The sequence below is a fragment of the Streptomyces sp. SCSIO 30461 genome, assembly GCF_037023745.1.
In the GTDB taxonomy this organism is placed as follows: Bacteria; Actinomycetota; Actinomycetes; order Streptomycetales; family Streptomycetaceae; genus Streptomyces.
Genome location: NZ_CP146101.1, coordinates 3,430,918 through 3,442,812, shown reverse-complemented (window position 1 = coordinate 3,442,812; position 11,895 = coordinate 3,430,918). Strand labels below are relative to the sequence as shown.

The following is an 11,895-nucleotide window of genomic DNA, read 5'->3' as shown; positions in this document are numbered from 1 at the left end:
AAGCCGTACCCGCGACCGCCGGGAGCGGACGCCGACGGCAGGCCGACGCGGCCTCGTCGCGCGGACGCCGACAGTGGTCGCGGGGCGATTCAGCCGACCCAGCCGATTCGGCAGGGGGTCAGGTGCGGCCCTGGCGCTGCTGGGCGTCCCGCATGACCGCCGACGTGCTCGCCCAGTCCGCCTGCACGGCGGTGAAGCCCGCCCTCCGTGCGGCGTCGCAGACCAGTTCGTCGTCGTCCACGAGCATCCGGATCGCACGGTTTCGTCCGAGGCGCCCCAGAATTTCCAGTTTGGTGGTGCGGGCGGGACGCCGATCGTGGTTGCGGCGCATGAAGATGCGGCCGCTCGGCAGCCCGTGCCGCTCCAGCCACTCGACGGTCGCGGTGCGGCAGCGCTCGGGGCGGCCGGTGAGATAGACGATCTCGCAGTCCGCGGCGTCCTCGGCGATCATGCGCAGGCCCTCCGCGAGCGGGGCGTCTTCGGGAGCGGCGGCGAAGAACCCGTCCCAGTCGCGCGGCCTGCGCTCCAGGAAGTGCTGGCGGTGGCCGGTTTCGGCGAGGGTGCCATCGAGGTCGAACACGGCGAGCGGCCGGGGCTGGTGCTGATTCTGCTGGCTCACCCGCCCAAGGGTAGGCGCAGACGCGGGACCGGGCCCCGGCGGGACGGGCTTCCCGCCGGGGCCTGGTGAGGGTGTGCTGCCGCCTACGCCGCCGGCGCGTCGTAGGTGTAGTGGCGCGTGTGGTCCAGCATGTCCGCGGGGGTCACGTTGTTCCAGGGGCGCATGGTGTCGTGCAGATCGACGACGTCGGGAGTGCCGGCGACCGGGAGGTAGGTCGAGCCGGGGTGGCGAGCCTGCCACTGAGACCAGAGCTTGTCGATGAACGCGTGGTGCATCCAGAACACCGGGTCGTTGGGGGAGACACCGGTGGCCATCTGGCCGCCGACCCAGACATGGACGGGGTTGTGCAGGTTCACCCCGCGCCAGCCCTCCAGGTGGTTGCGGAAGCCGTCGGAAGAGCTGTTCCACGGCGCCATGTCATAGGTGGACATGGCGAGGACGGTGTCCACCTCGGCCTTGGTGGGCAGTTGCCGGCCGCCCGCGCCGAGGCCGCGCCGCAGGAAAGTGCGGCCGTCGACGCGCACGTTGATCGCCCAGGCACCGCGCGCGGCGGAGAACGGGCCGTCCATGACCTGCCCTCCCTGGACCGGCCCGTGCCGCCCATGAAGTCGGCCGCCCATATCGAGGACGCGGCGGTGCGGTCGGCGGTCCAGTCCCAGTAGGGCAGTGCGACGCTGGGGTCGACGGACTGGAGCGCCTGCTCGAACTCGATGAGGAATCTGCGGTGCCAGGGCAGGAACGACGGTGAGCGGTGGCCTACCCGGTCTCCGCTGTCGGTGTCGCTCACGATGAGGGCGTTGTGAGTGGTGACGAAGGTGTCGTAACGGCCGTTGCGCTCGAGCGTGAGGAGCGCGTTGACGAAGCGGCGCTTCTCGTCGGAGTTCAGCTGGGCCTGGTTCATGCGTACGGTCATCGCTGGTGTGCTCCGGATCAGGAAAGGGCGAGCGGAACGAGGGCGGCGCCCCGGAGTTCCACGACGGCGGCGCGGGCCACGGCACGGGGCGTGGGGTGCGGCCGCCACCGGGGCCCTGACCTTCGGTGCCTGCGGGCAGGGCTTTCGCCGCCCCGGTTGCCGCGACGGCCGCAGCGACGCCTGCGGGATCCTTCACGGATGGCCACTTAAAGTGACACGACTTCACACCTGAGCTCAGGAGCGTGTTCCGTGCACTGGAGCCTCCCATCCGCAATGGGTCGCAACTTCCGGCTGCTCTGGTTCTCGGCGGTCGTCTCGAGCCTGGGCGACGGCATGCGCTACGTGGCCCTGCCCCTGCTCGCCTCGCACCTGACGTCGGACCCCCGCAAGATCGCCCTGGTGTTCCTGGTCGGCCAGCTCCCCTGGCCCCTGGTCATGCTGGCCGCCGGAATGACCGCGGACCGCCTCGACCGGCGCCAGATCATGGTCGCGCTGGACTCGGCACGGGTCCTGGTCGCGGGGGGCCTGGCCGTGGCCGTGGGGCTGGCGGACATCACGCTGGCCGTGATCTGCGTCGCCGTCGCGCTGCTGGACCTCGGGCAGCGGTTCTACCTAGGGGCGGCGGCCGGCATCGTCCCGATGACCGTACGACGGCTGGAGCGGGACCGGGCGAACGCCGCGCTGGCCGGGGGGGTGGTGACGGCCCAGATGCTGCTGGGCAATCCCCTGGGCGCGCTCCTGTACGACATGCATCCGGTCCTGCCGTTCGGCTTCGACGCTCTGTCGTTCCTCTGTTCCGCGGTGTTCATTTTCTCTCTCCGCGGGCGCTTCCGGGCCGAGCGCCCGCCCGAGGCCCCCGGCCCGTCACGGCGCATGGTGGTGCGGCAGTTCACCGGCGGACTCCACGCCCTGTGGAAGCAGCGTGTGCTGCGGAGGATCACGCTGCTCAGCGCGCTCTACGACATGGTCGGCATGGCGCAGGTGGCGATCGGCATCCTGTACGCCCGGAAGGAGCTCGGTCTGAGCGACACCGGCTTCGGCCTGCTGGTCGCGGCTTTCGGCTTGGGCGCGCTGGCCGGCTCCGTGTTGGTGGGACGCTGGGTGAACCGGCTGGGCAGAGGGCGCCTGCTCCTCGGGTCGCTGCTCGTCGCAGCGATGGCGTCACTGGGTCTCGGACTGGTCGACGCGTGGCTGCCGGCCGGGCTGTTGGTCATGCTCTACGGTGCGTCGGTGAACGCTTGGCGGGTCGGCACGACCACCGTGCGCCAGAACCTGGTGCCCAACCGTCTGCTGGGCCGGGTGACCATGGCCCAGAAGCTGCTGGTGCGCTGCGGAGCGATCGTGGGCACGGTCCTCGGTGGGCTGGTCGCACACGACTTCGGTCTGCGGGCGGTCTTCCACGTCGGCGCAGTGCTCCTCCTCGTGGGTGTGGTCGTGGGCGGACACCGCCTGGTGGCGCGCGGATAGCCCCCGCTTCACGACCGAAGGTCCCGGGTGAGGGCCGGTACACGCCGGACCAGTGACGCATTTCATGACTACGCGGCACCTACGGGGTCGTCCCGTCCTCCCGCGGGGCGCACGATGGCAGCCGCGCTACCCGCAGTACCCTTCGGACACACGGTGACGAGAACGCCCCGGCACTCGCCGTGCACCGCGTCTGACGCCGCGCGCCACCGGCCGTCAGGGGGACGGTGTAGGTTCCGCGATTCCGTGAGCATTCGCGCGCTCCTGACCGGAAAACTCGGGGGTTCGACGGGCATGGCGATGTGGCCCCTGGGGCTGTGCCGACGGGGTTGAGGGGCGGTGCGGTGGTGTGTCAGGCGCCTGCCGGGGTGAGGGTGACGTCGTGGCCGAGGGCGGTGAGCTGGCGGACGAGGTCGCGGGTCTTGCGGGCGGGATCGAGGTTCTTGGTGTGCCAGTCGGGGCCGAGGTCGCGGTAGCGGGCGGTGGGGTCGTTCAGGAGGTGCCAGACCGTGACCAGGATGGAGCGGGCGACGGCGACCAGTGCTTTGAGGTGGCCTCGGCGTTTGACGATGCGGCGGTAGCGGGCGCCGAGGAAGGTGTCGGTGCGGGCGGCGGAGATGGCGGCTTCGCCGAGTGCTCCGCGCAGCCAGGGGTTGCCTTTGCCGGCGGGTCCGGAGGTGTTCTTCGGGCCGGACTGGAAGGTGCGTGGGGATAGGCGGGCCCAGGAGGCCAGGTGGTCGGCGGTGGGGAACACGCTCATGTCGGTGCCGATCTCGGCGAGGATGACCTGGGCGGTGGCCGGTCCCACCCCGGGGATCTCGTCCAGGCGCTCGACGTCGGTCAGCGGCATCAGCATGCCCTGACCGGGCCGGTCGTCGTCCCTGTCACCGTCCCTGTCGTCGTGGGTCGTGGACAGCTCGGTGAGACGGGTGGTGATGCGGGCGGTGAGCTTGTCGATCTGCATGGTGAGGTAGTCGACGGTGTCCAGCAGCATCCGCAGCATGAACGCGTGGTGTTCCTCGAACCCGCCCGCCAGTGCCTCTTGAAGGGCCTGGGGGCTGGCTTTGATGGTGCCGTGTGCCAGGTCGGCCAGGGCCCTGGGGCTGCGTTCGCCCGCGATCAGCGCCTCGAGCATCGCGCGGCCGGAGACGCCGAAGATGTCGGAGATCACCGAGGACAGCTTGATCTGCGCGTCCTCCAGGAGCTTCTCCGCGCGCTGCTTGTGCCGGGTGCGCTCGTGGGTGAGGACCGCGCGGGAACGGGTCAGGTCCCGCAGCTCCCGCACCGGCTTTGGCGGCACGAACGAGGCTCTGAGCATGCCGCGTTCGGCGAGCTTGGCCAGCCACACCGCATCGAGCCTGTCGGTCTTCGGGCGGCCAGGCACGTTCTTCACGTCACGCGCGTTGACCAGCCAGCATTCAAGCCCCCGCGCCTCCAGGAGAAAGAAGAACGGCTTCCAGTACGTCGAGGTCGCTTCCATGACCACCCGGGTGACGCCCTGGCATATCAGGTGGTCCGCGAGATCCAGGATGGCGCCGCTGGTCGCGGCCACGTGCCACACACGCTGTACTCTCCGGCCGGGCTTGTCCTCGTGCGGCACCCGGGTGCACACCATCCCGGATGCCTTGGCGATATCGATCGCCGCGACCCGCTCCACCAGCTCCGGTCCCTGCTCGCTCTCCTCGGCATCCGTCTCCGCCACGGGCGCGTGCCCCTTCCCCCTCGTTCCGTTCGTACAGGCGGCGCCCGCCCCAAGGGGCCACGGGGAAGACGAAATCTGACCGGCGTGCTCTACGGCAACAAGGCAAGGCCCCGCAGCGGCCCCTGCACCAGACTGACCTACGGGCTTGGTGTCCCAACGAGCAACCGGAGTCGGCGAGCGGGCGCCGCGATCATGTTTTCACGCCGGCAAGGCGTTCCCCGACAGGGACCAGAAGGGCTGACCTGCGACGTCCGCGATGGTGAGCACTGTTGCTGGGGCAGCCTGTCGCCGGATCATGAGCAATCTGGCTTGGGAAGCGCGGACTTCATGGTCGAGTGTCGTGAAGAAGCCGCAGGTCACGAGATCCATTGCGCACCGAACCGCGGAATTGCTCGGACAGTGCTCATGATCACGCGGAATTGCTCGCGGAATCGCGGAACCTACAGACGGCCCCGGAGGCCTCAGCAATCCTGCGACAGTGCGTAGAGTTCCCTGAACCTGCCTGCGTGCAGCGCCACGAGTTTGTCGTAGGGCGACTGGTTTGGTGGTCGCGTCGGCCTGAGTTGATCTTCGGGGCCAGAGTGTTGATCATTGGGAATCGTGTCCGAGACCCAACCTCCCAGCTACGCGAAACCGCTCGCGTTCGTAGGCGAGTTGCGGAGCGAACTGACCCAGGTCCACGCGGAGCTGACGGCGGCGCGAGCCGAGATCGCCGAGCTGAGGACGGAGAACGCCGAACTCAAGCGTCGTCTCGGGATGAACTCGAAGAACTCCTCGAAGCCGCCGTCGAGTGACGGCCTGGCCAAGCCGAAGGGACCAGATCAAGGACATCCGGGCCGCACACGAGCACGCCTCCGGCTTCACCATGGATGAACTCGAGCGTACTGCGGCCCGCTACGAGGAGATCATCGCCGCCGGTCAAGCACTGCACCCGCCCCGAGCGCCCGGGGAGCCCCGCCGCAAGCGGGCGAAGGCCGCGAACCTACTCGACCGCCTCGACACCGAGCGCGACCAGGTACTCCGGTTCGCCTTCGACTGGCGGGTCCCCTTCGACAACAACACCAGTGAGCAGGCCATCCGCATGGCCAAGGTGCAGCAGAAGATCTCCGGCGGTTGGCGCACGATGCCCGGCGCCGAACGCTTCTTCGCCGTGCGCGGCTACCTGTCCACCGCCGCGAAACAGGGGAAAAACCTGATCGACGTGGTCACCCGGCTCTTCGACGGCCGAGGCGCCTGGATCCCCGTTTCAGCCTGACCACCAAACCAGTCACAGTCGATCTTGCTGTGCGAACCGCCACCGGGACAGACGGACGCAAATCCTTCACACAAGATGCCTATTGCGTGAAGGATTTGCGGCTCCGACGGCTGCGGTGTGCCAGGCCTCACAGGCGAAAACTGGCCGGAAACATGCCCATACGCGTTCCCGGAACCGACCGCCTCAGACCATCACATGCTTGACCTGCGTATAGTCCAGCAGGCCCGCCAGCGAGAGATCGCTCCCGTATCCGGAATGCTTCACTCCGCCATGCGGCATCTCCGACACCGTCGTGCCATGGGTGTTCACCCACACAATGCCGGTGTGAAGGGCTCGGGTGGCCCGCATGGCCCGGTCGTGGTCCCTGGTCCACACGCTCGCGGCGAGGCCGAACCGTACGTCGTCCGCAAGGCGCAGGGCTTCCGCCTCTTCCGTGAAGCGCTGCACGGTGACGACCGGTCCGAAGATCTCCTCCTGCACGATCTCGTCACACTGCCTCACCCCGGTGACGACGGTCGGTTCGTGGTAGTGGCCCGGCCGCTCGATACGCGAACCTCCCGCGACCACCTCGGCATGTCCGGGCAGCCGGCTCAGCAGGGCCTGCACGGAGGCGAGTTGCGCCGCGCTGTTGAGGGGGCCGAAGTCCGCCCCCGGCCGTTGTTCCGCCGCATGGGCGGCGAACGCTGCGACAAAGGCGTCGTACACCCGCTCGTGCACCAGATAGCGGCTGGGCGCGGTACAGTCCTGGCCCGCGTTGTAGTAGGCCACGGCGGCGAGTTCGGCGGCGCAGGAGTCTACGTCCACATCCTCGTACACAATCACCGGTGCATTGCCGCCGAGTTCCAGGTGGACGCGCTTGAGGTCGTCGGCAGCCGCCGTCGCTATCTCCCGCCCCGCCCTGACACTGCCCGTGACTGCGACCAGCCGGACCCGCGGATCGGTGACGAGCGCCCGGCCCGTGTCCCGGTCACCGCAGACCACGTTGAGCACCCCCGGCGGCAGCAGCGGGGCGGCGATCCGGGCAAGCAGGGCCGTGGACGACGGGGTGGTGTCGGCCGGTTTCAGCACCACGGTGTTACCGGCAGCCAGCGCCGGTGCGAGCTTCCACACCGCCATCATCAGAGGGTAGTTCCACGGGGTGATCTGCCCGCAGACCCCGACCGGTTCACGACGCAGCATCGAGGTGCGGCCCTGCGAGTACTCGGCCGCCGCCGCTCCCGGCAGAGCGCGGGCGGCTCCGGCGAAGAAGCGCACGGTGTCCACGACCGCGGGCAGTTCGTCGGTGCGGAACAGCTCCGCCGGTTTGCCGGTGTCCGCGACCTCGGCGGACACCAGGTCGTCGGCGCGGGCCTCCAGCGCGTCGGCCATGCGCAGGAGGGCCCGCTGACGGGTCATCGGAGTGGTGGCGGCCCAGCGTTCCAGGGCCTCTTCGGCGGCGGCGCAGGCCGCGCTCACATCGACGGCGGACGAACACGGTGCGCTGCCGCTCACCCTGCCGGTCGCCGGGTCCACGAGGGGCATCGACTCGCCGGATGCGCCGGGCCGGTCCGTTCCGGCGATGTGGTTGCGGACCTGCCGGAGGACCGGCGGAGTACGGGACGCGTCAGCCATGGCGCAACACCTCGTCGGCGGCGGCCCGGCCTGTGCGTACCGCCCCTTCCATGTAGCCCGCCACCCACTGGTCCGATCCGCAGACGTAGAAGGGTGGTTCGTGAGTGCCGTGCAGAGGGCCGACGGCCAGCACATCACCGGGAGTCCACTGGGTGACATACCCCTGGGTCCAGGGGTCGGTGCCCCACAGCCGGATCCAGCTGCCCAGCGGGCGGTACGCCTCGTCGCCGTAGAGCCGGGCGATGTCGCTGAGCAGCTCCGTCCCGCGCAGCGCCTGCGGCATGCCGAGCAGCACCCCGTACCGTTCCGGTGGGATGAGCGCGGAGAGGACACCCTCGTTCTGCGGCCAGGTGCTGCCTAGTACGCCTTCGCTCTCGGACAGGCCGTTCAGTCCGCCGTCGCGCCAGAAGGGTCTGTCGTACGCGGCGGCGAACTTGGCTGCGACGGCATGGCGTTGGCGGTGCAGCGAAGTGATGCGCTCAGTCGACACACCGGTGAAGGACACCGAGCGCAGCGGGCCGACCGGGAGTGCGCTGACAACGGCTCCCGCGGTGAGAGCCTCCCCCGACGCAAGCCGGACGACGCAGTGCCGGCGACCGATGTCGACCGCCTCGACGGGCGCGCCGTACCGGATGCGATCGCCGAGGACGTCGGCCATGCGCAGGGCCACGGTGGCGGAGCCTTCAGCGACTCGCAGTCCCTCCCAGTCCTCGTAGTCGTAGTGTCCTGAGGTCCCGTCGCCGGGCACCGCGGCGTGCTTGCGCAGGGCGGCCAGGAGCGAGGTGCGTTCGTAGGAGCCGTCAGCGAGTGCGAGCTGGCCGATCTCCCACAGACGTACGACAGCGGGGCTCGCCCCTTCCGAGCGCAGCCAGTCCGCAACGGACAGGCGGTCGAGCGCGTTGGCTTCCGGGTGGGTCCAGGGGTCGTCCGGGTCGACCGAGGCCGCGAGCCCGGCGAATGCCGCGCTGACACGCCGGTGCGCGGTGTCGTCTCCCGGACCGAACCAGTGCGGCGGGTCCCCCGCCGAGACGCCCTCGGGTGTGGCGCGGGCCATGGCACCGGGCTCGGCGACATAGCTGGGGACCAGGCTGAGGCCGAGCTCGGCGGCCAGCGCGAGATATGCGGTGTGGGCCCGGCCGACCACCTCACCGCCGAGTTGGACGAGTCGGCCGTCGGGCAGAGCGGTCTGCTCGACCCTCCCGCCGGGCCGGGCGCGTGCCTCGGCGACCAGCACATCGGCTCCGCCTGCGGCCAGGTCCCGTGCGGCGGCCAGACCGGCGAGTCCGGCGCCGAGCACGACGACATCGTGGTTCATGGGGCACTTTCCTTCGGGTGCGGTCGGGAGGCGGGGAGCTCAGTCGAGTACCAGGCAGTGTTCGGGCTTCCAGCCGATCTCGACGGTCTCACCGCCGCTCCAGCGGTCCTCCATGCGGGAGCGGTCGGTGTTCTGCTCCAGCACGGACACCGTGACGCCGGGCGCGAGTTCGATGAGATACGTGGTGGTGGGACCGGAGTAGACGGTCTCGCGGACGACTCCGCTGACCCGGGCCATGTCCGGCAGGAAGTCGGAGAGCCAGATCTTCTCGGGCCGGATGGACAGGCTGACCCTGGTGCCGTCGGCGATTGTGCCGCGGGCGCCCACCGGGAGCGCCGGCCCCTCGTCCATGACGACCTGGCCGGCGCGGTAGGTACCGGGGACCAGGTTGGAGGTACCCATGAAGGAGGCGACGAAGCTGCTGGCGGGGCGTTCGTAGACGTCCTCCGGGGTGCCGCACTGCTCGACGTGGCCCTCGCTCATCACGGCCAGCCGGTCCGACATGGTCAGCGCCTCGTCCTGGTCGTGCGTGACGAAGACGAAGGTGATGCCGATCTCCCGCTGGATCTGCTTGAGTTCCACCTGCATCTGGCGGCGGAGCTTGAGATCGAGCGCCGCGAGCGGCTCGTCGAGCAGCAGCACCTGGGGGCGGTTGACCAGGGCGCGGGCGAGCGCCACACGCTGGCGCTGGCCACCGGAGAGTGTGCGGGGTTTGCGGTCGGCGAGTGCGGACAGTTGGACGCGTTCCAGCATGGTGCCGACCCGTTCGCGGATCTCGCCGCGTGGCACTCCGCTGCGCTTGAGACCGAAGGCCACGTTGTCGGCGACCGAGAGATGGTCGAAGAGGGCGTAGCTCTGGAACACCGTGTTGACGTCACGCTTGTTGGGAGGCAGCCAGGTCACGTCCTCACCGCCGAGGAGGATGGTGCCTTCGGTGGGGTCGGTGAATCCGCCGATCATGCGCAGAGTGGTGGTCTTGCCGCAGCCGGACGGGCCGAGCAGCGAGAAGAACTCACCGGGGGCGAGGTCGAGCGACAGCGAGTGCACCGCAAAGGCGTCGCCGTAGCTCTTGCTGATGTCCTGGAGCCGCACCGCCGGTACGGGCGCCGTGGCCGCGGCGGTGGAGTCCGAGGGGGCCGCGGGGTTGGTGTCAGGGGTGAGCGTCACGGTGTCACTTCCCGGAGAGCAGGTCGAGGCCGCCGCGACGGCCGAAGAGACGCGGGATGAAGAGGGCGAGGACGATCAGGGCGATGGATCCGGCGAGCATCAGGGTGCCGACGGCGTTGATGGTGGGCTGCACACCGAAGCGGATCGCCGAGTAGATGCGCACGGAGAGCGGTTGCGGGTCGACGCCGGTGGTGAAGTAGGCGAGCACGAAGTCGTCGAAGACCAGGGCGAAGATCAGCACCGCCGAGGCCAGGATGCTGGGCAGCAGCGCGGGCAGGGTGACCAGCCGCAGGGCCTGCCAGCGGGTGGCTCCGAGGTCCATCGCGGCCTCTTCCGTCTCCGGGTTGAGTGCGGCGATCCGGGAGCGGAGCACGACCGTGACGTAGGAGATGGAGAAGGTGATCTCGGCGAGCATCACGGTGGTGGTGGACAGAGTGATGCCCATGCCCTTGAAGAGCAGCATCGCCGCGACCCCGGTGACGATCTCCGGAGTGATCAGCGGGATCAGCATGATCAGTCCGGCCAGGGAGCCGAGCCGACTGCGGCTGCGCACCAGGCCGAGCGCCAGTGTCACACCCAGGATGAGCGATCCGGCCATGGCCACCAGCGACACCCGCAGGCTCATGTCGAGCGACTGGAGCAGGGTGTCGTCGCGGAGGAAGGCTCCGTACCAGCGGAGACTGAAGTCCTTGAACACGGTCAGGGACTTCTGGGAGTTGAAGGAGAAGAGGACGACCACGCCGATCGGCAGATAGAGCAGCGCGAAGAACACCGCGGTCACGGCGATGGCGAGACGGGGCTTGCGGTCGGTGCCGCGGCGGGCCCTGCGCGGTGCGGTGCCGCGCCGGGGCTTGCTCCGTGCGCCGGGGTCGTCCTGGTGGGGGGTCCTGCCCGGTACGGTGAGTGTCACTGGGCCGCCTCCGCCTCGTCCTTCTCGTCCTTGCGGGTGCGGCGCAGATAGCCCAGCATCCCGAGGAACAGCACGGCCATCATCAGCATGGTCAGAGCCGAGCCCAGCGGCCAGTTCTGGCCCTGGAAGAACTTGTCCTGGATCAGGTTGCCGATCATGATCTGGTCGGGGCCTCCCATCAACTGGGCACTGACGAAGTCGCCCATGGCGGGCAGGAAGACAAGGACGCAGCCGGCTGCCGCGCCCTGCCGGGTGGCGGGCAGGGTGACGTGGAAGAAGGTTCTCAGCGGTCCCCCGTAGAGATCGCGTCCGGCTTCGATGAGGGAGACATCCATGCGTTCGAGGGCCGCGTAGAGCGGGATGATCATGAAGACGACGAAGCCGTAGACGAGCCCGGCTATCACTCCGGGACCGGTCTGGAGGATCCTGGTGTCGCCGTCGGCGATTCCGATCGAGCGCAGTGCCTTCAGCAGCGGGCCGTCGTCGGAGAGGACCACGGACCAGCCGTACATCCGCACCAGGTAGTTGGCGAAGAACGGTACGACGATGGCGGCGATCAGGAAGTTCTTGAACCGTCCGCCGTGCAGGGCGATCGCGTAGGCCACCGGATAGGCCACGGCCAGGCAGATCACCACGGTGAGCAGGGCGTAGCCGAGGGATCTGAGCATCACCGACCGGTAGGCGGGGTCGCCCAGCGCCGTGATGTTGTCGAGGTTGAAGCCGAAGCGCGGATTGCCGAGCGGGTCCGTGGTACCGAGCGCCAGAGTGGCGACCAGCACGAGCGAGGCCAGCAGGAACGCGGCCATCCAGAGGGTGCCGGGGAGCATCAGCCAGGTCCAGGTCCGGTTGGCCTTGGCGGATGGGCCCCGGCGGGGCTTGGCGGGCCCGGACGGCGGAGTGGAACCGGTGCGCGGGTCGGGAGTGGTGTGGGTGGCCATG

Annotated in this window: 10 protein-coding genes and 1 pseudogene; 3 read left to right on the top strand and 8 right to left on the bottom strand. The window is 69.4% G+C overall.

From position 1 onward, the window contains the following. Positions 1–118: 118 nt before the first annotated feature. Complete coding sequence (locus V1460_RS15100; protein WP_338674235.1) at positions 119–619, bottom strand: hypothetical protein; 501 nt, start codon at positions 617–619, stop codon at positions 119–121. Between the two features lie 83 nt (positions 620–702). Then, positions 703–1,532 (bottom strand): annotated as a pseudogene (locus V1460_RS15095) (tyrosinase family protein). A 249-nt stretch (positions 1,533–1,781) separates the two neighbouring features. On the opposite strand from V1460_RS15095, the gene V1460_RS15090 reads away from it, so the two are divergent. Continuing rightward, positions 1,782–2,999, top strand: a complete 1,218-nt coding sequence (locus tag V1460_RS15090; protein ID WP_338674234.1) for an MFS transporter — start codon at positions 1,782–1,784, stop codon at positions 2,997–2,999. A gap of 349 nt (positions 3,000–3,348) precedes the next feature. On the opposite strand, the gene V1460_RS15085 is transcribed toward V1460_RS15090, so the two are convergent. Next, positions 3,349–4,698 (bottom strand): IS110 family transposase, encoded by a 1,350-nt coding sequence (locus V1460_RS15085; RefSeq protein WP_338671540.1) that lies wholly within the window; start codon positions 4,696–4,698, stop codon positions 3,349–3,351. Between the two features lie 600 nt (positions 4,699–5,298). Between V1460_RS15085 and V1460_RS36320 the strand changes: the two genes are divergently transcribed. Together V1460_RS36320 and V1460_RS15075 are read left to right on the top strand one after the other, a co-directional pair. Then, on the top strand, positions 5,299–5,571 hold the full coding sequence (locus tag V1460_RS36320) for a DUF6444 domain-containing protein (protein ID WP_407077461.1): 273 nt from the start codon (positions 5,299–5,301) through the stop codon (positions 5,569–5,571). After that, complete coding sequence (locus V1460_RS15075; protein WP_338674233.1) at positions 5,564–5,953, top strand: transposase; 390 nt, start codon at positions 5,564–5,566, stop codon at positions 5,951–5,953. The genes V1460_RS36320 and V1460_RS15075 overlap by 8 nt, the downstream gene beginning before the upstream one ends. A gap of 183 nt (positions 5,954–6,136) precedes the next feature. Here V1460_RS15075 and V1460_RS15070 read toward each other — a convergent pair whose 3' ends face one another. The 5 genes from V1460_RS15070 to V1460_RS15050 all read right to left on the bottom strand — a co-directional run bounded on the left by V1460_RS15070 (position 6,137) and on the right by V1460_RS15050 (position 11,894). Then, complete coding sequence (locus V1460_RS15070; protein ID WP_338674232.1) at positions 6,137–7,564, bottom strand: aminobutyraldehyde dehydrogenase; 1,428 nt, start codon at positions 7,562–7,564, stop codon at positions 6,137–6,139. Beyond that, the gene (locus tag V1460_RS15065; RefSeq protein ID WP_338674231.1) at positions 7,557–8,879 is read right to left on the bottom strand and encodes an NAD(P)/FAD-dependent oxidoreductase; all 1,323 of its coding nucleotides are present in this window, start codon (positions 8,877–8,879) and stop codon (positions 7,557–7,559) included. The genes V1460_RS15070 and V1460_RS15065 overlap by 8 nt, the downstream gene beginning before the upstream one ends. Positions 8,880–8,918: 39 nt before the next feature. Further along, positions 8,919–9,971 carry an ABC transporter ATP-binding protein gene (locus tag V1460_RS15060; protein WP_338678057.1) on the bottom strand — a complete coding sequence of 351 codons (1,053 nt, stop codon included), beginning with the start codon at positions 9,969–9,971 and terminating at the stop codon, positions 8,919–8,921. Between the two features lie 79 nt (positions 9,972–10,050). Beyond that, positions 10,051–10,956 carry an ABC transporter permease gene (locus tag V1460_RS15055; protein WP_338674230.1) on the bottom strand — a complete coding sequence of 302 codons (906 nt, stop codon included), beginning with the start codon at positions 10,954–10,956 and terminating at the stop codon, positions 10,051–10,053. After that, the gene (locus V1460_RS15050; protein WP_338674229.1) at positions 10,953–11,894 is read right to left on the bottom strand and encodes an ABC transporter permease; all 942 of its coding nucleotides are present in this window, start codon (positions 11,892–11,894) and stop codon (positions 10,953–10,955) included. Before V1460_RS15050 ends, V1460_RS15055 begins: the two co-directional genes overlap by 4 nt. Position 11,895 lies beyond the last annotated feature (1 nt).

Bases quoted from the DNA above. Each gene is read 5' to 3' on its own strand.
- V1460_RS15075 (WP_338674233.1), top strand. From the start codon at position 5,564: ATGGATGAACTCGAGCGTACTGCGGCCCGCTACGAGGAGATCATCGCC.
- V1460_RS15070 (WP_338674232.1), bottom strand. From the start codon at position 7,564: ATGGCTGACGCGTCCCGTACTCCGCCGGTCCTCCGGCAGGTCCGCAAC.
- V1460_RS15065 (WP_338674231.1), bottom strand. From the start codon at position 8,879: ATGAACCACGATGTCGTCGTGCTCGGCGCCGGACTCGCCGGTCTGGCC.
- V1460_RS15050 (WP_338674229.1), bottom strand. From the start codon at position 11,894: ATGGCCACCCACACCACTCCCGACCCGCGCACCGGTTCCACTCCGCCG.